Source organism: Streptomyces sp. NPDC059010 (assembly GCF_042740355.1).
In the GTDB taxonomy this organism is placed as follows: Bacteria; Actinomycetota; Actinomycetes; order Streptomycetales; family Streptomycetaceae; genus Streptomyces.
On the sequence record NZ_JBHYJA010000051.1, the window covers coordinates 41,988 to 61,252 of the forward strand.

A 19,265-nucleotide genomic window follows, 5' to 3' on the forward strand; every position below is an offset into this window, starting at 1 on the left:
TCCGGAGGGTGGTTGAGCGCCGTCAGCGGGACCGCGTGGCGCGTTCCGACGTGGTGCGGGTTGGGGCGGTGGGCGTTGCCGAGGGCTGCTGGGCGGTGGTGACCGGCTGCCCGCCGCGGTGCTGAGGAGAGCGGGCCCTGGCGGCTTGGGCGCGCCGGTCGTGCGGGGAGGCGGCGGTGGCCGCGCGTTCGCGCTCCAGCCGGAGTGCCGCGGTGCGGTAGGCGGCCTGGTCTTGGCGTTCGCCGACCGCGAGGAGGTAGATCTCGCGTTTGTGCTGGGAGGGGGCGGGAGCGTCCCGGTACTGGATGACCAGCCGCCAGCGGGTTTCCGAGTCGACGTAGACCTTGTGGCAGCCCGCCAGTTCGCGCTGGAGGGCGGCGCCGCGTTCGTTGCCGTGGACCAGGTGCTGCAGTTCGAGCAGGGCGAGGTCGCGGATGTTCTCCGGTATGGCGCGTAGGTCGGCCAGTGCCTCGGGGTGGGCGGCGAAGGCGTACCGTGCCCGGCTCATCGCGCGCTCCTGTGGGAGTGCGGCGGAGCAGGTTCTGTTGATCGCGGTGGGGAGACGGGCGCGGGAGGTACGGCGAGGCCGTTGCCGTTTATTGTGGAGCGGGCGCGGGCGGCTGCCGCTCGGCGGCCGACGGTGTTCGGTGGGGAAGGTGCGCGGGGGAGTGGCGAGTCCCGCTCCGCCATCCAGATGTCCGCCTCCTCGGCGCTGGCGAAGGCTCCTTCCCGCACGGTGTAGGTGCGCATGTCTTTGGTCGTCTCTTCGAGGAAGAGGCGGTACGGCGCATCCGCGGAGTCGGGGTGGCTGTCGTGGACGAGGGTGTGTACCTCGGCGCCGGCGTCGAAGGAGGACGGGTTGTTGGTGTAGTGGTCCAGGACCTCGTACCGGTTGCCGGGGTTGGTCCGGAGGAGGTCCTCAAGGCGTGCCGTGAGCGCGTCGGCGGGACGGGGTCCGCGGCCGTCGGACGCCTCGGCGGCTTCCTGCGGGCAGCCCTGGCGGATCAGCCAGTTCTGCGCCAGCGGAAGGACAGGGTGACGCTCGGACGTGAAGTCGAACGTGCGCTGTTCGACGTCCCGGGTGATGTGCAGCGTGACGTACTCCGCCGCCCCCGGGATGTCCCAGATCGCGGACCGGTCGTACAGCAGCAGGTAGCTGTCGCGGCCGTCGGCGCTGTGGTGTTCGGAGAAGGGGACGAACATGTCGTCCGAGAGCGTGACGGAGAAGAAGTCGTCCTCGATCCGCTCGGTGGCGGCTTGGAAGCCGTCGAGCCGGTAGTCCGGCGCGGGGGGTTCGTACGCGTTGGCCATCTCAGACTCCGGCGGGCTCGGGGGAGGCCAGGAGCCGGTGGTGGGGGCGGGCCGCGCTGGTGGTGCAGGCGCCGAACGGGCCGTCTGGGGTGCGGAGTTGGAGCAGGGCCGGGTCGAGGTGGTCGCGGTGCCAGGTGGAGGGGCCGGTGAGGCCGGCCTGGACGTCGGTGAGTTGCTGCCAGGCGAGCCAGAGGGCGTGCAGCCGGGCTACGGCCTCGGGGTGTTCCTGCCACTGATGGCACCATGGGCGGCCGGTGGTGATCTCCCGCCCGTAGACCGGCAGGAGCAGGTTGTGCACCCAGTTGGTCAGCGCGGCCAGTTCTTTGGCGTACGCCTGGGCGCCGAGCGCCAGGATGAAGACGGAGGCCGGGCCGCCGTCGGCGGTGCCTTCGGCCGGGGCGGATGCCGATCCTGGGCTTTCGGGGTGCACGGGATCGGCCGGTTCGCCGTCGTCCTGGGAAGGCTGGTCGTCGGTGAGGCGGGCGAGGGTCTCGCCCTGCTTGCGGCTCTCGGCGACGAGCCGGGAGACCGTGGCGACGAGGTCGTCGAGGTCGTGGTCCGGTATGCGTACCGGCTCGTTTTTGTGGGCGGGTTCGGACATGGCTACCCCTGGTGCGAGTTGCTGGTGGGTGGGGTGTCGAGGTTCCGGGGAAACGGGGGTTTGGCCCGGCCGGGAAACGGGTGTAGAAGGCGCAGGTCAGCGCGGCGCGCGATGGCGGCATAGGGGCCTGGGTGGGGCCAGGACCTGTAGGGCGCGGGCAGCCTGCTGGGGGACGACTCCGTTGCCCAGAGCGGTCAGTTGAGCGGGGCGCCCCAGCCCGGGTGTGCCGGTCACCCAGCCGGGAGAAAGGCCTTGCATCCACTCCACGAACCGCGGGCTGAGGCGGCCCGCGTCGTCGGTCGGCCGGGGCGCGGGACGGGTAGCTCGCTCCCAGCGCGTGATCGCGGCGGCGTACGGCCCCCAGATCTCGGCCCGTCCTCCGTGGCCGACGGATCCCCGAACAGCGGCAGCGACCGCGTTCGCGGGGTCCTGCTCGTGGAGTCCTTCCGTCGGCTGGCCGCGCGTGTGGTCGCGGCATCCGGGGTGGGCCGCAGGCGCGCTGCCGCCGAGGGCAGGGTCAAGTCCCCATTGCCGTGGCGCTGGTTGGGCGAGCCCTTGGTGCCGTCCGAGGCCTTCGGGGTGGGCAGGAGCCACTCGACCTCGTCCGCGAGGTTCGGGCCGTGGCCACCCTGTTTGCGTTTCGCCGGGTGCTGGCTGCCCCCGTTGGCCCCCAGGTTGCTGGTCGGCGTCTTGAGCAGCGGTGATCCGTCCGGACGGCCAGGCGGCGAGGAAAGCTCGCTCGCGTCGGTGCGGGGCTCCGACGTCAGAGGCGCGAAGCACACACCAGCGCGCATCGAACCGGATGTCGGCCAGGGAGCCGAGTACGGCACCGAGTGCGCGCACAGCAGGCTGGCCTGCGGGGTCTCCCAGACACCACGGGCAGGGTTCCACGTCGCCAGGGGAACCGGCGGGTGAGGTGAGGAGCCCTCGGACATTCTCGATCACCACCAGGCAGGGATTGAGGGCTTCGATGGCGCGAACGACGTGGTGCCACAGGCCGGACCGGGTGCCATCAGCCAGTCCGGCGCGACGGCCGGCGACCGAGACGTCTTTGACAGGGGAACCCGGCCGTCAGGACGCACACCTCCGGGACTTCGGCCCAGTTCACGGCCGTGATGTCGCCGAGGTTCGGCACGGTGGGCCAGTGGCGGACCAGGATCCGGGCGGCGCCGGGATCGATCTCGGCGTGCCAGGCGAGCGTGCCTCCGAGGGCGGCCTGGACGCCGAGGTCCAGGCCGCCGTAGCCGGAGCACAGGCTCCCGATCAACGGCGGCACGGCCACCGATGCCAGGTCAGCGGCCATGGCGGGGCGCCGGGGTGTAAGCGAGCCGCACCGGACCCGGGGTGGGTGGCTCCGCGGGAAGGCGGTAGATCGAGTTCGTCGGCCGTGCCGAACGGCTCAACGCCGCGAGGGCGCGCGGTGGTGTGCCGTCGATCCGGTCCGCCGCGCCCCGCAGGATGCCGCTCACCTCTCGGAGATCGTCGCGTACGAGCTCCATCCGCTCCTGGACGACACGGAACGCTGCCGCACGGGCGTCGCGCAGATCGGCCGAGTCGGAGGCCTCGGCGAAGCGGCGCAGGAAGCCGAACTGGGCATACGCCTCGGTGTAGTTCTCCATAGCGCGTCCTGCGGGCACCGCCGCCGATGTGTACGCGTAGATGACCGGCCCGAAGTCGAGCCCGGGGTCCTCGTCGACTGCGCGGAAGAGGACCTCGTCCGACAGGTCCTTGATCAGCCCGGTCAGGGTGGTCAGTTGCTTGGACGCGGTGGCGAGGTTGAGCAGACCGCTGGGGTCTTGGGGGATGGTGATCTGAACTCGCAGCTCGTCGAACTCCAGGGCAACGGCGTACAGCTCGCCCTGCTCCGCGGAGGCACGACCGGTGTGATCTGTCATGACGGGCTCCGGCGGGTAGAACGGTAGGGAACAGGGGCGTGCGGGGCCGCAGTGGTTGCCGGAGCCAAGACGGCCGTCGCGTGGGGGCGGCTACGGGATCGGGCCGCTTCGGCGCGAACCTCGGGCGACGAGGCCGTCGGCTGGCTGTTCGTCTGCGGCGGCGCCGACTCATTACCCAAGGCGGCCTGGAGGCGGAGCCGGATCTCGTCGAGCGGGCCCAGGGCGTGCAGGGCGTAGCCGATCAGCTGTCCCGGGGCCAGGGACTCGTCGTCGGCGAGCGCCCGCACCTGCCGGGCGACGGCGGCGGCCGTGCGGACAAGCGAGGCCTGGACCACCTGCTCGCCGAAGTGCTCGGCCACACCGGAGAAGGACAACGGGTCGCAGATCCGCAGGACGCGTTCGGCGATGAGCGTCCCGTCGGACAGCGCGCCCCGGCGCTGGGTCTCCCACAGCACGGTCAGCTGATCGATGGGCTCGCCCCGGTGATGCAGGGCGCCCAGCGCGTGGTAGATCTGCTGATGGCCGCTGTCCGCGAAGTCGCCGGGATGCAGCCAGTCGACGACGTCGAGCAGTTGCTGGGGCCGGGCGCTGATGCACCCGAGGAGGAACTCCTCGTCGGCGAGGACCTGTTCGTCGACAGCCTGCGGCTGCCGCGCCGACGACGTGACCGGCTCCGGGGACGGCACCGGTCGCGGCTCGGTGCCCCAGCGGTGGGCGAGATCGGCGAGCACGTCGGACAGGACTTGGGCGTGGCGGACTGTCTCCTCCACCCCACCGCGGACGGCGTCGGCACGCGCAGCCTGGTGGAGGCGGATGGCGTGCTGGGTGACGCTGCGGTGGATGGCGCCCTCCAGGACCATCCGCCCGTAGACGGGCGCGTGGTCGGGGCGTGGACATGCGGAGATCAGGGAGTGGGCGTACGACGCGGTGAGCCCGCGGGTCCGGGTGCTTGCCTCCTGGACGGTGTCCGTCACCCAGGACAGCGGGATCGGGTCTCCGCTTGTGCCCGTTGTTGCTGGGTGGCCGTCGGCGTGGAGCTTGAGCATCGCGGCATAGAGAGCGGCGTGTATCGGTCGGGAGAAGTGTTCGGGTCGCAGCCAGGGCGAGAGGTGGTCGAGCTGGGCGGGGTCGAGGAAGACCGCGCCCAGGACCGCCTGCTCGGCCTGGACCAGCGGCGTCACCGCTGCTCCTTCCGTGCGGCCGTGCGCTTGGTGCGCAGTTTCGCGACGGCACGGTCGGCGGCGGCCATGTCGGAGGCGAAGTGGTCCAGTTCGCCGGTGAGGACGGGGTCCGAGGCGGCAATGGTGCCGTTTGGGGTGACCAGCCACCATGCGTTGCCGCGGCGTATGGCGGGAGTGCTGGCGAGCCGCTCGGACGGGCGGACGGATGCCCAGGTTGGTACGGGGTGGGACATGGGAGCACCTCAAGAAGAAGGGGGAGGCTGAGCAGCGGCTCGGGGAGGCGGCGGGCCGTACTCCCGCGCGTCTCGTGCGTGCGGCGCGCAGCGCCGGGGCGGTCATGCCGCCGGGCCGAAGTCGTCGCGGTGCAACTGCTTGGCCAGCGCGCGCTCGGTGATGGCCGCGGTCGCCCGGGCGGAGGCGGCGCCGAGCCGGTCGGCGTCCGGCTCGCGGTACCAGGGCTTGAGGTCCAGGAGGGCGGGGCGCACGCCGGTGGCCAGCAGCAGTGCGGAGCCCTTGGGCAGGGCTCGGATCGCGTCGGCCGGCAACTCGCGTTCCTGACGCGTCGACACCGAGGTGGACTTGCCCGACTCGCTGGTGGACACGGAGACGGTGCGTACGTCGTGGTCGCCGACGAGGCGGGAGAGCTTGTCGGCGAAGTCGGCGTCGTCGATGCCGGAGCCGACGAGCTTGATGGTCGCGGCGGACCACAGGGCGTCCATGCCGGCCTCGCCCCACACCCGTACGCCCTGGCGGTAGGACTGCAGGATCGTGATCGGGATGACGCCCCGGGAGCCGAGGTGGGAGTAGAGGTCCGGGAGGTCGGAGATCTTGCAGACGTTGGCGGCTTCGTCGAGGATCGCGAGCAGCGGGGAGTCGAGGCGCCCGCCGTCGCGTTCGGCCTGGATGACGGCCGCGCGCATCACCGCGTCGGCGGCTGCGGCGATGATCGCCGAGGCGGAGCCGCCGCCGTCCTTCGACAGCAGGAACAGGGTGTCCTTGCTGGTCGCGAACGCCTCCGGCTGGAACTCCCGCACCTTCTCCAGGCTGTTGGGTGGAGTGACCCAGGAGGCGATGCCCGGGTCGAGGAGGCAGCTGGCGTACTGCCGGGCGGTCTCGAAGATGCCGTCGCGGGTCTCGACGGCTCCGGCCACAGTGCCCTGGAGCTGGGCGGCGACGCCGTCGAGGCCGGCGTCCTGCAGGAGGTCGATGGGGGTGCGGTCGGCGGGGGAGGCGAGCCAGGCCAGCACGTCGGTGATCGGCCGGTGGTCGCGGGCCGCGGCGAGGAACAGCGCGGTGAGGGTGTTGGCGGCGGCGGTGGACCAGAAGTCGCCCGCGTTGGACTCGTCCACGGAGGCGGTCACGAAGTGCCCGGCCAGCCGCCGGGCCCCGGCGAGATCGTGGGCGTCGGCGAGGATGTCCCACCACATGGTCTGCGGGGCGTGGGCGATCTGTTGCGGGTCCAGCGTCCACACCGTGCCCACCCGGGAGCGCTCGTCGAGCGTTGCCGTGTAGGCGTCGCGGGCGGCCTTGTTGGAGGTCAGCAAGACCGGGCCGGGGGCTCGCAGGACCGCGGGGATCGCAAGTCCCGAGGTTTTCCCGGAGCGGGGCGCCATGATCGCGAGGAGTACGTCCTCCCAGGAGGAGCGGACCTCGCTGGCACCCGGCTTCAGGGTGCCGAGCAGGACGCCGCGGTCGTCCGGGGCGACGGCCTTGGGCTTGGTGCCCTTCAGGCTGGGCCGCAGGTCGATGGCCTTGGCGGCAATCTTCTTGGGCAGCAGGTCGGCCAGGTCCCGACGATCGGCAAGCCCGTTGGGGTTGCGGCGAAGGCGCAGCCACAGCCGGGCGCCGAGGACGGCTGCCGTGGTGAGCGTGGCGGCGGGGAGCACGTAGCAGCCGGTGAGGACGGCGGGCCGGGCCAGGTGCGGCCAGAGGAGTTCGGGGTGCAGGAGCGCGCCGGTCGGCTGGAAGGCGGCCCACGGATCGGAGCCGGCCACGCTGTTGGCGAGGTTGCCGAACAGCCAGGCCAGCGAGCCTCCCGCCATGCCGAGACCGGCGATGCCGATCAGGAGGTAGAGCAGGAAGTCGGTGCCGGTGGTGGTCGAGGGCGTGCTGGTGCGCGGAGATGGCAAGGCGGGATCCAGAGGGGTGCGGTCCTACGGGTGGTGGCGGGGCGGCACGTTGCTCTGGTGATCACGAATGGGCTCCTGGTGACTGTGGCGGGCAGGGGAATTGGACGGATCAGCCGGGAAGCGGTCAGCGAGACCGGCCCGGCCTGGGCGTGTTGGGCGGCGTGACGGAGGGTTCTTCGGAGGCGGGCGTGGCTCCGGTGCGGGGGCTCGGGGCCGTCGCGTAGTAGCTGGCGACGCCTTCCTTCCAGCTCCGCTTCCGGGGCGGCCCGAGAGCCCGCATCTGATCGCCGGCACGGCGCAGGTCATCGCCGAGAGAGGCGAGCGTGGAAGCGGCGTCCTCGAACAGATGGGACAGGTCCCAGCCGTCATCGATATCGGCGACGTTGGCCTGCACGGCCGCCGCCTCGAAGAACTCACCGAGGCGGACGAGGACACCGTCATCCGGGTCCACGACGTGCTCGACGAGGTCGGCCGCCCCCGCGTACGTCTCGGCTCCGTTGAGCTGGTCGGTCAGGGAGAGGATCTGCTGCCCGTAGACGCGTGTGCCGAGGGGATCGGTAGGCGTGGCGATCCGGCTGACGTCCAGACCGGGATCGAGTTCGACCCGGTAGCCGACCGCGCTGAGCATCCGGGCGGCATGGCTGGCCATCTGGTTCTCGCGCTGCTCGCCCATGTCCCAGGGCAGGCGGTACCAGAAGGAGCGCGGGGTGGTCTCGATGACGAAGCCAGCGCGCTTGAGGAGAGTGAAGGCCAGTTCGTCCCCGCCCTCGGCGGTCACGTTGCCAGTCGGTTCGCGGGTGATGACGACATCGGGTGTGGTGGACATGATGGCCTCCGCAGGCGTTCAGAAGTGCGGGTTCTCGGTGGGCCGGTCGCCCTCGGTGGCGGCGGCCAGCAACTCGGGCAGGTCGGCGGGCTCGGCGTCGCGCTGATCCAGCCACCACCCGGCACGCGTCAGGGGCCGTACGGCGTCCTCGACGGCTGCCCACTCCTCCTCGCTCGTGGTGCCTTCGAGGACCAGGGCGGTGTACGCGGCGGCCACGAGCTGGTGGCGGCAGCGGGTGCCCCAGGCGATGGCGCGGTCGGTGCCCTCCAGCGGGGGCATCCGGTACCGCGTCGACCATTCCTCGGCCTCGGCCTGCTCGGCGTCCCGCTTCTTTGCCAGCCACTCGGCCTTGGACTCGGCATCCTCGCCCTGCGTGGCGCGCCAGCAGTCGGTGCAGTCGCGCTCGGCGAGCCAGCGGGCGTAGCCGGCACGACGGTCGGCCGGACGGTCGGAGAGATCGGCCTGAGTGGTGTCCCCGCAGGCGTGGTTGATGGTCCAGATCTTCTTGACGGCCATGAGCCGGGCTCCTTCGTGAATCGAGAGGAAGGTCAGCGCGTACGACGAGGGCTGGACGGGGGAGCCGGTGAACGGGCTGCTTTGTCCGGGGAGTTGGGCAGGGTTGCCGGACGGCTGGGGGAGGGCGCGAGAGCGGCGCGGGCGCGGGCGGTGTGTGTGACCGACGGGAGCTCGTACCGGGGCAGCAGCGGTACGTCGGCCAGGGGCGGGGCGTCTTCCGGGGTCAGGTCCGGCATGACCGCGAGGTCGAGCTGGGCGGTGACGAGCTGGTCGCCGAGGAACGCGAGGTGGTGGGCGATGGTGCGCAGATGCTGGCCCAGTTCGCGGCCGTTGGGGGTGTCCAGCCGGTCGCACCAGGCGGCGGCCGTGTCGATGAACTCCTCCAGGTCGCCGACGACGCCGTGGTGTTCGTCGAGGATCTGTTCCAGGACGTCGGCGACATCGGCCGAGCGGCGCAGCTCGTGCAGTTCCCCGGTCAGGGCGGTCAGTGACTGCCCGGGCAGCGCCTGGCGTGCGGGCGCCCCGTCCGGTGTCGGGATCGGGGGCGGCAGCATGATGCGGGGGTCGGCGGCGACCGAGAGGCCGACGTCCTGGAACTCGCGGCTCGCGCGGGCCACGGCCCGCACCGTCGTGTTGTGCGGGGTGTCGTCGGACAGTATGTAGAGATCTAGGGCACTGCTGTGGCGGAAGTGGTGCTTGCGCAGTACCTCATCGAGGAACGGGTGATCGTCCGATACAGCGGCGACCACACCGAACTCCGGGTGGACACCGAAGGCGACATCGGGATCGAGTTGCAGTTTCATGCGGAAGACTTCCTTCGGGTTCGGATGACCTAGCGGGTGTGGACCGGCTGCCGGAAAGCCTGGGCTGGGCGGAAGGCGACGGTGACGTCAGGCCGCTGCGGCACCGACGTACTCGCGCGGGCCGGGGAGATGGCGGTGGCTGCGGCCTGGGCCCGGCGCTGCCATGTCGCCGGAGTCGGATCGGGACGTCCGTTGCCGCGGATGTAGGAGAACGCGTCGAAAGAGAGGGCCGTGTTGTCCAGCCGCGTCTCGACGTAGCGCAGATCGCCCTCGCCGTGCAGCAGCAGGCCTTCGCCGGTGTGCGTGTCGGTGCCGACCGCGCGCAGCGTGCCGTCGGGATCGCGGACCTGGTCGTGCACGACGATCCGGGCGGTCCGGATGTCGGCATCGAGCGCGTGGGCGGAGGCGGAGACCGCGTTCCCGCTGCCGAGGACCTCCGCGGCGGTGCTGCTCTCCGGCTCCTCGAAGAGGCCCCGACCGGGGGCGGGCCGGGTGGCGGGCTTGAGGTCGTACGCGGCGTCGGAGGTGACGCTGTAGCGCGCGGCGCGCAACGACTGGACGGCCTGCTGTCCGCGCCGCGTCAGGTCACGGTCCGGCTCGGTCAGCGCGTACAGGCGGCTGCCGGGCAGTCGCTCGAAGCCGACCCGCCGCAGCATGTGATCGGCGACGTGGTGGTCGTGCGACAGCGCGGCGACGACGCCGTACTGGGTGTGGTGGGCGACGGTGATGTGCGGGGGTATTTCCGCCACGAGAGGTGCACCTCGCAGAGTCGGGGCCATGCGGAGGACGAGGATGTGGCCCGAGGACGGATTTGGTGGGGCCGGGGAATCTGCGCTAGCGGGATCGGCGCCCGCGGTCGGGTGCGAGGAGGCCGGGCGGCGCCGCGGTGGTGGACACCGTCGTCGGCGCGGCGCGAAGGCTGGCCGCGTACGGGGACCGGGCACGGGCGGCCTGGGCCTGCGCGGACTGCTGTGGCCTGTCCGTTCGGCGGCGCAGGGCTTGCTCGGCTCGCGCCATCTCGACGAGTACGCCGCCGCTCTCCATCCAGGTCAGGGCGTAATGCCAGCCCTCGGCATTGCGCTCGACGACGGCCTTCGCGAGCGCGGCCTCGGCGTGAGGGTGATCCGGTAGGAGCGCACCGGTGACGAACTTGAAGTCGGCCTGAACACGTGTGCCGCCCTTCAAGGCCTCGCGCAGTACCCGAAGCCGGTACGCCCACCGCCCGTCCACACGATCCTCCGGATCCAGGACGGCGGACGTCTTCACGGCGTGGGCGATCAGGGCGGGACCGTGGTCGAGGAAGGGAGCGAACACTGCCCACATCTCCGCATCCCGCTGCTGCTGGCGCAGGTCGTAGCGCTCGTCGAGGGGCCAGTGATCGGCGTCGCACAGGCTGTCGGAGATCGCGTCCCACTCGGCGAGGACCCGTTCGCCGGCGGCTACAGCGACGGCGACCTGTTCGATGCGTGCCTCACGCACGGCCCGCTCGTAGCGGGGAAGGAGCCGGTCGGTCACCGCTGATGCCGCGCGCGCCGGGTCCGCGTCGACGACGATGCCGTCGGGTGCCTTCACCCGGTCCGCGACGTCACCGTCGCTCGGCTGCAAGGCGGCGACCAGGAACTCACGTGTGCGCCGCGGGCGGTCGACGACGACCAGCTCGCAACCGGTGTCGCTGGTGAGCACAGCGCTCCGGGACAGCACGAAATGCTCGAAGGCCCACTGCACATGCCCGTAGTCCCAGATCCGCTCCGCGAGCGGGAACTGATCGGCGTACGCGGCGTGCTCCCGATCGACAGTGGTCCACGAGCCAGGCAGCCGGGCGGCGAGACCCTGGGCGAACGCCGCAAGGTCCGCCGTCGGCGGTGTCCGCTCAGCCATGGCGGAGGCCCGATGCGGCTGGCGGCGGAGTCTGTCGGGCGTCGAGCCGTCGCGATTCGTCCAGGGCGCCGAACGGGCCCGTGGCCAGGTGGATATGACCGTGAGAGGCGTTGGCCGCGGTGGCGCGGAGGCAGCGCTGGACGAGCCGATGCACCACGCGGCGGGTCTTGTACTGCTGAGGCATGAAGACGGACTTCCTAGGAACACTCTGAGCGGGGAGGATGGGGGCCGGGACGTGGCACCGGCCCCCGAACGGCACGGGAGCGATCAAGGTTGAGTGATCGCCGCCATCCGGGCGTCCGTGTCGAACAGCTTGCGTTCCCGCGGATGCAAAAGATGTTGAGTGATGAACGATCGGCCTGCCACCTTCCACAGGCCACGCCCCTTGGTCAGTGCGGAGACCGCCTGTGTTTCGACGCCGGTGAGTCCCAACAGGGAAGCGGCTGAGGAGAGTTGGTCGGCTTCCTGGCGGTAGATGATCCGGGTGGAGCAGTCGGTGAGCAGGCCCTCGGCCAGGGCCCGGCCGCGGGAGCCGGCGTCCCCTGCGGCCAGCAGGTCGCTGAGGCGGTGGATGACCATCAGGTTCGCGATGCCCAGGCCGCGGGAGAGCTTCCACTGGCTCTGCATCCGTTCCAGCAGGGCGACGTGCCGCATGACGCGCCAGGCCTCGTCGTAGATCACCCAGCGTCGTCCTCCGGCGGGGTCTGCGAGTGCGGACTCCATCCAGGCGGAGGCGCAGGTCATCGCCAGGACGAGCGCGGTGTCATCGCCCGCGCTGCCCAGGCGGGACAGGTCGATGGACAGCATTGGCTCGCTCGGGTCGAACGCCACGGTGCTCGGCGCGTCGAACATCCCCGCCAGATCGCCGTGCACGAGACGGCGCAGTGCGTGGGCGAGGTCCTCGGCGGCGTGCCCGAGACGGCCGGACAGCTCGCCGAGCGCAGCATCGAGCCGCTCGGGGGAGCCGAGGACGTAAGCGACTTCACCCAGCAGCGGAGTCGTCCCGTTGGCCTCGGCGTGCGCGACGACCTGGTCGAGCGCCACATCAAGGGCGGTGTGCTCCATGGGATGCAACTCGCGTCCCAGGACCGTCTTCGCGAGCGAGCCGAGCAGCAGCAGGCGCCGCTTACGGACCTCGCCTGTCCAGTCGTCCTCGCTGACGCCGTACGGCCGGGCCGGCGCATCCAACGGGTTCAGGCGTCCGGGCAGGCCGGGGCCGAGCGCGATGGTCTGCCCGCCCAGTTCCTGGGCTACGACGGTCCACTCGCCCTTCGGGTCGCAGGGCACGTAGATCCGGTAGCCGAAGGCCACGGCGCGCACCGCGAGGGACTTGGCCAGGGCGGACTTGCCCATGCCGATGATCCCGGCCAGCAGGATGTTGGGATTGGTGAAGCCGTCGAGGCGCCCGTACAAGGCGAACGGGTCGTAGGTGAAGGCCGCTTCTGCGTGCACGTCGCGGCCGATGTAGATGCCCTGCGCGCCGAGTCCGCCCTCGGCGAGGAAGGGGTAGGCCCCGGACGCGGTGGCCGTCGTCATCCGGTGGGCGGGCAGCTTGAGTCGGCCGCCACGGGCGGAGGCCGGGCCGGGTCGGCCGGCGGGCGGGTAGGTGGCCCGCAGGTCGGGGTCGAGACCGGGCGAGGTCGGTCGGATTTCGGGGCGTGCGGCGTGCCGGGCCTGCTCCCGGGCGGCGGCGAACTGGTGCCGGGCGGTGCGCGCCGTACGGCGGTCGCTCTTGCGTGGGACGAACAGCGGGCTGGCACTGGCGCGGGTAGTGCGAGAGGGCATGGGGGCGGTGCTCCTGATGGTCAGTGGCGGGTGAGGCCGGTGAAGGGGTCGCGCAGATCGGCCGGCGTGTGGTCACGGCGGACGCGGGCGGCGGTGGCCAGGTGGCGCTGGCACACGGTGAGTTCGGGCGCCCCCTCGGGCCGCCGGGCCCGGCACGCCTCCCGGATGGGAAGGCGGCCGGAGCCGGGGTGCGGGGCGGCGTGGAAGGCGGCGTGGAGGTGCTCGGCTGCCTGCCACAGCCGGATCCGGCACGCCCGCAGATGGTCGCCTTCCACCCTGGCCACCGGGGTGGTGCGGGCGGTGTGGGCATCCAGCAGCCCGTACAGCGCGACGATGTGGGCGTGCAGGGAGTCGAGTTCGGCACGGCCGGCGGCGATGGGGGCGACCGGCATGTTGATCGCCTGGTGGAAGTCGAGCGCGGCGGTGGCGAACGGGACGAAGTCCGGAGCCAGTTCGGGCAGGGGCTCGGTCGGCATGAGGGGTGCCCTTCGGTAGAGCGCGAGAGGGTGGAGCGAGTGCGTGCGCTACGGGCGGGCGAGGGGCAGGGCGGCGTTGGTGAAGGCCTCGGCCTGCTGCCAAGTCAGAAGGCGCAGGTCGACGAGGGCGGCTACGGCGGCCGTCTCGATCGCGGCACAGGCGGCGTTGAGCTGCTCGTCGGTGTCGGCGCTCACGGTGAGCAGGCCGGTGAGGGCGACGTCGGCGTGTCCGGCGATCAGCTGGCGCTCGCGCTGCTTGATGTCGGCGTACTCGACCGAGTCCTCCTCGGAGTCGACCTGCCCCTTGCGCTGCCGCTCGGCGGCGTCCGCGATCACGGTGGCCTTGCGGCGCTGTACGTCCTTGAGCGCGGAGTCCAGGCCCTTGGGCTCGTACGTCAGCGAGAGTGTGCGGCGCACGCCGGAGGTGAACAGGAGCTGGTGCAGGAAGCCGGGTGAGGTCTCGATGCGGGGCCAGTTCTCGATCCAGAACGTGGCGTGGTGGGCCGAGTCGGTCTGGATCCGGTCGGCCTTCTCGACCAGGACGACGGGGCCGGCGGCAGCGGGCTCGGCCTGCGCGCGGCCCGAGGCCGACCACTGCTCCAGCGCGGCCGACGCCTTCGGGTCGTACGCGGTACGGATGACTGCGGCGATCTCGGCGGCGTCCAGCCAGCCGCTGGGCGCCAGGCCGGAGTTGCGGGCGGCTTGGTCGAAGGTGGCGGTGAGCTGTGCCAGGACCGTGAAGCCGCCGGTGAGCCCGCCTCCGGCCTGGTTGATCAGGCGGCGGGCGGCCTTGAGGTCGAGGGCGAGGGCGACGTACGCCTCGTGCGGGGCGGCGGCCGGTCCGGCGGCGGCCAGCAGGTCGCGGTAGATGGGGCCGGCGAGGTGGGTCTCGGCGTTGCCGTGCTCGTGCCAGTAGCGGTTGAGCGCGTCGCCGGAGTCGGGCACCGTGCGCTCCAGGACCTGGACGCGGGCGATGTGCCCGGTGCGCGACAGCGCCGCCAGCGTGCGCCCCCAGCCCGCTACGTTGCTGGACTGGGTGGCCGGGTCGAGCAGCGCGAAGGCGCGCGAGGAGACCTTCACGACCGCGGTGAGCGTGCCGTGGTGCGGATCGTGCACCGCGCCGAAGTGGCCGCGCGGGGCGGCGACCACGCGCAGGGACGCCGCCGTGCCGGGGAGATGGAGCAGGCCCTCGCGGCGCGGCCGGGTGGACGGCCGGGCGAGCCAGAGCAGCTGGCCCCGGAAACGACGCAGCGCGTACCCCGCGGCGATGGGCGCCCAGTCGGCGAGGGACCGTCCGTGATGGCGGACGAACACCGTCGCCAGAATGACCGCCCACAGCGGGATGAGCTTGAGCGCCCCGGTGACGCCGGAGGTGAGCAGCACCGCGAGCAGCAGCAGCCCGGTGACGGTGACGACGATCAGCTGAGGCGCCGACAGGCCGAGCAGGACACCGCGTCGCGAGCGATGCGGGAACTTCACGGTGGCCGGGCCGTCAGGCTGAGAGGTGTCGGAGAGCATGGCGAAGCGTCCTTGGAACGTGGAGAGAGCAAGAAGGAGAAGAGGGGGAGGAGACGGGGCGGGCGGCGCCGGAAGCCGACGGGTGCCGCCCGCCCCGTCAGGCGAGGGCTACGAGCCCGATCCACCCGGCGGCTCGGGGTAGACCCACCGCTGCGGCGTGGCACCGCCCTGCGGAGACGGCCCAGCCGCCGGTCCTGGACGCCGGGATGCCGGCGGATCCAGGTGGGTGATGCGCGGCTGGGCCACCGTCGCGCCCTGCGGCGTCGGCCCGGAGGCGACTGGAGCCGCGTCGGCCGCCGCCTCCTGGCCGGGACGCTGGATCAGTGGTTGCCCGCGGTCACCGTCGGTGGGAGGCCGCCGGATCAGCGCCCGGCCCTTGTCGCCGGTGGCGTTGGGGTCCTCACCGAAGCGGAAGTGGGTCTGCTTCGGCTGGTCGTCCCCGCCAGATCCGCCGGTCGGGTCGATACCGGAGGCGACACCGCCCCAGCCCTGGCCCGGAACCTTCGAGGGGCCCTGCGGAGCCCGCATGCCGGTGCCGGCCTGCATCGCGAGCTGGCCTGCGGTCTTCGCCGCACCGGCGGCCACCGCGACCCCGGCGACGCCCGTGCGGTGGAGGTCGTCCTGGCCGCCGCCGTCGGCCGCCCAGTGCACGAACTTGTACGTGGCGTAGGGGCACAGCATCACCAGGACCATGACGACGATGCCCGCCATGGCGTCGGACAGGGCTGCGAGTCCGTCAGAGGCGTCGCTCTTGCCCATGGCCGAGACGCCGAGCAGGAACACGATCGTCATCAGCAGCTTGCTGACGATCAACGTGGCGGTCGCCTCGATCCACCCGCGCCGCCAGCGCCGCGCGACTTCCCAGCCGCCGCCCGCGCCGGCGAACACCGCCAGCGTCACCAGGACCAGGATGCCGACCTTGCGGGCGACCATCGTCGCCCAGTACAGGAACGCGCCGATGGCACACCCCAGCCCGACCATGGCAGGGATGGTCCAGCCGAGCGCGTACATCGGTCCGAGGTTGTTGACCTCGATGACGCGGCGGATCGCGTCGTCGACCGACGTGTTCGCCGCCTTGAACAGCCCGGCGGACAGCGCGTCGACCACGGTCAGTGCGACGGTGGTGCAGGCGATCGCGGCGAATGCGAACAGCACGCCCGCCACCGTCCCGGTCACCGCCTGCGCGAGCGCGCGCTCGTCACGGCGCCAGGCCGCCCGCATCAGCTGGAGGCAGAACGTGGCGACGGTAAGCACGAGACCGATGGGCAGCAGCATCTCGTAGTTGCTGCGGAACCATTCGGCGTTGAGATCGACGGCGGTGGTCTTGTCGACGGCGGTCGAGGCGAGGTCCGCGGCGGACTGGGCCAGTTCGCCCATCGACTTGGCGATCCAGGCGCCGATGCCATCGGTGATCGCTTCGCCGGTCGAACCGACGACGCCGCCGACGGTGTCGCACACCGCGCTCATCAGGGGAAGGTCACAAGCCCCCATGAGGGCACCTCCTTTCTAGGATTTGGCGGGCGTTCAGGGCGCGACGTTCGGCAGTACGCCGACCAGGGCACAGGCCTGGTCGGGGCGGCACTGGACGGCGAGCGTCGTGGAGCGGGACTCGGCTCCGGCCCCGGAGCCCTTCCAGGCGATGGACTGCTTGCCGGTGACCGTGACGGCGTAGACATACGCCTCGGTGATCGCGCCGGGATCCTGCGCCAGGGCGGTCTTGAACGCCTGCGGGAAGTGGCCCTCGCCGACCTTCGCGCTCGCGCGCTGGCGGTTGTCGTGCATCCGCGACCACAGCACCGGGCTCGGGATCTGGTCGGACACGGACGCCCAGTCGGCGTACTGCTTCTCGCCGGTTATCCACCGCTTGAGCCCGGCGACATGCTCGGCCCGGGTGAACGAGCGGGTGTCGTACGTCCACAGCACCTTGGTGGCAGCCTTGGCGAAGACGATCGGATCACTCGTCTTGGGCGGTGCCGCAACCGCCGTACGCGCGCCGGGGGTTGCCGTCGGCGAAGCGGACCGCTGTGTGGAGGTCGGAGTCGGCGCGGGCTGCGCCGAGGCGGGGCTCTCCGTGCGGGTCAGATACGCCAGGAGCCCGGCGACGGCCAACAGCACGGCCAGGACGAGACCACCGAACAGGGCACGCCGCAGGACGGAGGACGGTGCCCCGTAGGTGCGCTCCTGGGGGATGGGGGAACGTTCCCTCGACATCAGTGAACCTGCGTCCCCATCGCCGAGAAGAACGCCACGATGCCGTTGGCCGCGCCGAGCAGCAGCGCACACCCGGCGGCGATGACCGTGCCCTTCTTCCCGTTCGCCTCGGCCTGGTGACCACCGCTGTGGTGACCCCACGCCCAGACCATCGCGGAGATGGCCAGGGCGCCGACCACCGCGACGATCCCGAAGAGGTTGATCGAGGAGACGACGTTCTTCAGCACACTGAGGCCGGGAAGACCGCCCTCCTTCGGTGTGATTCCGGGGTTGTACGCCAGATACTGGGCGTGCTGCATGAGCTTCACTTGGAACTCCAGTGCGATTTTGGGCGCGCGAGGGCCCGGGAGGGGACGGAGTGAGGGGAGAGGGAGGAGGAGCCGGTCAGACGACCCGGCGGGCGGCGACGATGTCTGCGCGCCAGTCGGCGAGGGTCGAGATCTTGACCACGTCGCCGGTGTGCGGGGCCTGCAGGATCAGCCCCTGGCCGATGAACATCCCGACGTGTTCGGGCACTGCGGCCGTGCCGCGGGTGAACAGGAGGTCACCCGGCTTGAGGGTATCGACGCTGACCGCCTTGCCCTCCTTGACCTGCGTGTACGTGGTCCGGGAGATCGAGACGCCGCCGGCCTTGTACGACGCCTGCATCAGGGACGAGCAGTCGCACCGTCCCATCGGGTCCTGGCCGTGCGGAGCGGCACACGTACCGCCCCACTGATAAGACGTCCCGAGTTGGCCAAGGCCCCAACGGATCGCCGTGCGCACCGACTTGGGCGCGCTGGCCGGGATCGTGTAGCCATCGGGGACGGCCCCCGCGGGAATCGTGCCGAAGGAGGACCCGTCCTCTCCGGTACCGCAAGCGGTCGCCGTCGCGGACGCCGTCTGCTCGGCCTCGCCGCCGGTGCCGCTGTCCTTGCCGGAACTTCCGTTCTGATCAAGCGACTTGGCGATGGTCTTCTGCAGGGCAGTGGCCAGCGGCTCCCACTTCGCGTACGCCTCGGGATAGCCGCTCTTTTGAACCGCCTGCGCGGCCTGGGCGACGGTCATCGACTGCCAGCCCGAAACCTGGAGCAGACCCTCGTAGAACTTCGTCGAGGCATGCACAGGATCACGAACCTCGGCAGCCGTACCCCAACCCTGGCTGGGACGCTGCTGGAAGAGACCGAGCGAATCCCGGTCGCCGTAATCCAGGTTCCGCAGACCCGACTCCTGCAGGGCCGTGGCCAGGGCGACGATCTGCCCCCGCGCCGGCACCTTCATAGCGATGCCCGTGGCCTGGATCGTCTCGGCGTTCGGAATCTGCTCCGCAGGGTCATCCAGCCCCGAAACGGACACGGAACCCTTGCCGTCGCCCTTGAGGATCGACTTCACCAACTTCGCGACCGCCGCGCTGTCCACAGCCTGCGCACCGTCCGCGGAACAGGCGGCCTGAGCACTGCTGGAACCAGCGAGAGCGACAGCGACCGGCGCTATCAACAACGTCGGGCCAAGCGCCACGGCCCCTGCTATGGCTACGACCTTCTTCACGGACGAAGGCCCAACGCCAAACAGCGGCACGGGGAATTGGACCCCGGAGAGGGGTGCGCCTGGGCACGCTGCATCGGCAGCTCCTTACTCGTAGGCAGCGCGGCGCAGGCGTTCTCGTCGAAAAGGCCACCGGCACCACGCCGGTCATGAATTCGCAATCCCTGTGGGAGGCAGGGAAACCAGGGCCGGGAGCTGCTAACTCCCGGCCGCTGGACCCCTACTTACTGAAGAGCGGCAGCCAGCCGCGTTCGTAATCTCACTCGCCACATGGGGAGTCCCCTTCGCCGATTAGGGAGCCAGTCGGTGGGGTGTCGTACACACCGCCCCTTGGGCGGAACAGGATGCAACGACAAAGGTCAGCAGGGGTGGAACCGGATCCCGTCCTGCGAACACGGCGAGACTGTAGAGACGAAATCCGGCCGCACCAAACGGCCCCCGCCGCGGTTGGTTCCGGGGAGCCGTGCCGAGGTCCGCCTCGTTGGGCGCGGCCGGAATTCATGGTTAACCTCCAGCGCATTGCTCGCCACGGCGGCTGCTTGCGCAGTTCCGCGGAGCGATCCATGCCGACGTGCGCAGCCCTCCGCGTGCGGAGAAAAGGCGCACGACTG

The 19,265-nt window shown here is 71.4% G+C and carries 21 protein-coding genes; all 21 read right to left on the reverse strand.

The annotated features are described in order from the left end of the window. Positions 1-22: 22 nt before the first annotated feature. Positions 23-508, reverse strand: a complete 486-nt coding sequence (locus tag ACFWYS_RS38665) for a type II toxin-antitoxin system RelE/ParE family toxin (protein WP_384779739.1) — start codon at positions 506-508, stop codon at positions 23-25. Next, a complete protein-coding gene (locus ACFWYS_RS38670) occupies positions 505-1,311 on the reverse strand; it encodes a hypothetical protein (RefSeq protein WP_384779742.1) in 807 nt (268 codons plus the stop codon). Before ACFWYS_RS38670 ends, ACFWYS_RS38665 begins: the two co-directional genes overlap by 4 nt. Before the next feature lies 1 nt (position 1,312). After that, entirely contained in the window at positions 1,313-1,912 is a 600-nt protein-coding gene (locus ACFWYS_RS38675) for a DUF4913 domain-containing protein (protein ID WP_384779745.1), read from the reverse strand. Positions 1,913-2,008: 96 nt separating this feature from the next. Beyond that, positions 2,009-2,932 (reverse strand): DNA cytosine methyltransferase, encoded by a 924-nt coding sequence (locus ACFWYS_RS38680; protein ID WP_384779845.1) that lies wholly within the window; start codon positions 2,930-2,932, stop codon positions 2,009-2,011. After that, the gene (locus ACFWYS_RS38685; protein ID WP_384779748.1) at positions 2,925-3,215 is read right to left on the reverse strand and encodes a DNA cytosine methyltransferase; all 291 of its coding nucleotides are present in this window, start codon (positions 3,213-3,215) and stop codon (positions 2,925-2,927) included. Before ACFWYS_RS38685 ends, ACFWYS_RS38680 begins: the two co-directional genes overlap by 8 nt. After that, complete coding sequence (locus ACFWYS_RS38690) at positions 3,205-3,807, reverse strand: hypothetical protein (protein WP_384779751.1); 603 nt, start codon at positions 3,805-3,807, stop codon at positions 3,205-3,207. The genes ACFWYS_RS38685 and ACFWYS_RS38690 overlap by 11 nt, the downstream gene beginning before the upstream one ends. After that, positions 3,804-4,988, reverse strand: coding sequence for a DnaB-like helicase N-terminal domain-containing protein (locus tag ACFWYS_RS38695; protein WP_384779754.1), 1,185 nt, complete (start codon positions 4,986-4,988; stop codon positions 3,804-3,806). The genes ACFWYS_RS38690 and ACFWYS_RS38695 overlap by 4 nt, the downstream gene beginning before the upstream one ends. Further along, positions 4,985-5,221 (reverse strand): hypothetical protein, encoded by a 237-nt coding sequence (locus tag ACFWYS_RS38700; protein WP_384779757.1) that lies wholly within the window; start codon positions 5,219-5,221, stop codon positions 4,985-4,987. The genes ACFWYS_RS38695 and ACFWYS_RS38700 overlap by 4 nt, the downstream gene beginning before the upstream one ends. Before the next feature lie 102 nt (positions 5,222-5,323). Further along, the gene (locus ACFWYS_RS38705) at positions 5,324-7,117 is read right to left on the reverse strand and encodes a type IV secretory system conjugative DNA transfer family protein (RefSeq protein WP_384779760.1); all 1,794 of its coding nucleotides are present in this window, start codon (positions 7,115-7,117) and stop codon (positions 5,324-5,326) included. Positions 7,118-7,241: 124 nt separating this feature from the next. After that, positions 7,242-7,943 (reverse strand): hypothetical protein, encoded by a 702-nt coding sequence (locus tag ACFWYS_RS38710; protein WP_384779763.1) that lies wholly within the window; start codon positions 7,941-7,943, stop codon positions 7,242-7,244. A gap of 18 nt (positions 7,944-7,961) precedes the next feature. Continuing rightward, a complete protein-coding gene (locus ACFWYS_RS38715) occupies positions 7,962-8,459 on the reverse strand; it encodes a hypothetical protein (RefSeq protein WP_384779766.1) in 498 nt (165 codons plus the stop codon). 32 nt (positions 8,460-8,491) lie between these two features. Further along, on the reverse strand, positions 8,492-9,262 hold the full coding sequence (locus tag ACFWYS_RS38720; RefSeq protein WP_384779769.1) for a hypothetical protein: 771 nt from the start codon (positions 9,260-9,262) through the stop codon (positions 8,492-8,494). 29 nt (positions 9,263-9,291) lie between these two features. Beyond that, complete coding sequence (locus tag ACFWYS_RS38725) at positions 9,292-10,011, reverse strand: hypothetical protein (protein WP_384779772.1); 720 nt, start codon at positions 10,009-10,011, stop codon at positions 9,292-9,294. An 85-nt stretch (positions 10,012-10,096) separates the two neighbouring features. Continuing rightward, complete coding sequence (locus tag ACFWYS_RS38730; RefSeq protein ID WP_384779775.1) at positions 10,097-11,140, reverse strand: hypothetical protein; 1,044 nt, start codon at positions 11,138-11,140, stop codon at positions 10,097-10,099. Positions 11,141-11,407: 267 nt separating this feature from the next. Further along, complete coding sequence (locus tag ACFWYS_RS38735) at positions 11,408-12,925, reverse strand: ATP-binding protein (RefSeq protein WP_384779778.1); 1,518 nt, start codon at positions 12,923-12,925, stop codon at positions 11,408-11,410. 20 nt (positions 12,926-12,945) lie between these two features. Beyond that, positions 12,946-13,401, reverse strand: a complete 456-nt coding sequence (locus ACFWYS_RS38740; RefSeq protein ID WP_384779781.1) for a DUF6238 family protein — start codon at positions 13,399-13,401, stop codon at positions 12,946-12,948. A gap of 48 nt (positions 13,402-13,449) precedes the next feature. Continuing rightward, positions 13,450-14,919, reverse strand: coding sequence for an SCO6880 family protein (locus ACFWYS_RS38745; RefSeq protein WP_384779783.1), 1,470 nt, complete (start codon positions 14,917-14,919; stop codon positions 13,450-13,452). A gap of 108 nt (positions 14,920-15,027) precedes the next feature. Further along, positions 15,028-16,410 carry an ATP-binding protein gene (locus ACFWYS_RS38750; RefSeq protein ID WP_384779786.1) on the reverse strand — a complete coding sequence of 461 codons (1,383 nt, stop codon included), beginning with the start codon at positions 16,408-16,410 and terminating at the stop codon, positions 15,028-15,030. Positions 16,411-16,443: 33 nt separating this feature from the next. After that, the gene (locus ACFWYS_RS38755; protein WP_384779789.1) at positions 16,444-17,130 is read right to left on the reverse strand and encodes a hypothetical protein; all 687 of its coding nucleotides are present in this window, start codon (positions 17,128-17,130) and stop codon (positions 16,444-16,446) included. After that, on the reverse strand, positions 17,130-17,429 hold the full coding sequence (locus ACFWYS_RS38760) for a DUF6112 family protein (protein ID WP_384779848.1): 300 nt from the start codon (positions 17,427-17,429) through the stop codon (positions 17,130-17,132). Before ACFWYS_RS38760 ends, ACFWYS_RS38755 begins: the two co-directional genes overlap by 1 nt. 85 nt (positions 17,430-17,514) lie before the next feature. Continuing rightward, the gene (locus ACFWYS_RS38765) at positions 17,515-18,657 is read right to left on the reverse strand and encodes a C40 family peptidase (protein ID WP_384779792.1); all 1,143 of its coding nucleotides are present in this window, start codon (positions 18,655-18,657) and stop codon (positions 17,515-17,517) included. Positions 18,658-19,265: the final 608 nt, after the last annotated feature.

Excerpts from the sequence above, each read along its gene's own strand:
- ACFWYS_RS38730 (WP_384779775.1), bottom strand. The coding sequence starts at position 11,140 with ATGGCTGAGCGGACACCGCCGACGGCGGACCTTGCGGCGTTCGCCCAG.
- ACFWYS_RS38745 (WP_384779783.1), bottom strand. The coding sequence starts at position 14,919 with ATGCTCTCCGACACCTCTCAGCCTGACGGCCCGGCCACCGTGAAGTTC.
- ACFWYS_RS38735 (WP_384779778.1), bottom strand. The coding sequence starts at position 12,925 with ATGCCCTCTCGCACTACCCGCGCCAGTGCCAGCCCGCTGTTCGTCCCA.
- ACFWYS_RS38700 (WP_384779757.1), bottom strand. The coding sequence starts at position 5,221 with ATGTCCCACCCCGTACCAACCTGGGCATCCGTCCGCCCGTCCGAGCGG.
- ACFWYS_RS38670 (WP_384779742.1), bottom strand. The coding sequence starts at position 1,311 with ATGGCCAACGCGTACGAACCCCCCGCGCCGGACTACCGGCTCGACGGC.
- ACFWYS_RS38685 (WP_384779748.1), bottom strand. The coding sequence starts at position 3,215 with ATGGCCGCTGACCTGGCATCGGTGGCCGTGCCGCCGTTGATCGGGAGC.
- ACFWYS_RS38740 (WP_384779781.1), bottom strand. The coding sequence starts at position 13,401 with ATGCCGACCGAGCCCCTGCCCGAACTGGCTCCGGACTTCGTCCCGTTC.
- ACFWYS_RS38750 (WP_384779786.1), bottom strand. The coding sequence starts at position 16,410 with ATGGGGGCTTGTGACCTTCCCCTGATGAGCGCGGTGTGCGACACCGTC.
- ACFWYS_RS38715 (WP_384779766.1), bottom strand. The coding sequence starts at position 8,459 with ATGGCCGTCAAGAAGATCTGGACCATCAACCACGCCTGCGGGGACACC.
- ACFWYS_RS38710 (WP_384779763.1), bottom strand. The coding sequence starts at position 7,943 with ATGTCCACCACACCCGATGTCGTCATCACCCGCGAACCGACTGGCAAC.
- ACFWYS_RS38690 (WP_384779751.1), bottom strand. The coding sequence starts at position 3,807 with ATGACAGATCACACCGGTCGTGCCTCCGCGGAGCAGGGCGAGCTGTAC.
- ACFWYS_RS38760 (WP_384779848.1), bottom strand. The coding sequence starts at position 17,429 with ATGCAGCACGCCCAGTATCTGGCGTACAACCCCGGAATCACACCGAAG.
- ACFWYS_RS38675 (WP_384779745.1), bottom strand. The coding sequence starts at position 1,912 with ATGTCCGAACCCGCCCACAAAAACGAGCCGGTACGCATACCGGACCAC.
- ACFWYS_RS38665 (WP_384779739.1), bottom strand. The coding sequence starts at position 508 with ATGAGCCGGGCACGGTACGCCTTCGCCGCCCACCCCGAGGCACTGGCC.
- ACFWYS_RS38720 (WP_384779769.1), bottom strand. The coding sequence starts at position 9,262 with ATGAAACTGCAACTCGATCCCGATGTCGCCTTCGGTGTCCACCCGGAG.
- ACFWYS_RS38755 (WP_384779789.1), bottom strand. The coding sequence starts at position 17,130 with ATGTCGAGGGAACGTTCCCCCATCCCCCAGGAGCGCACCTACGGGGCA.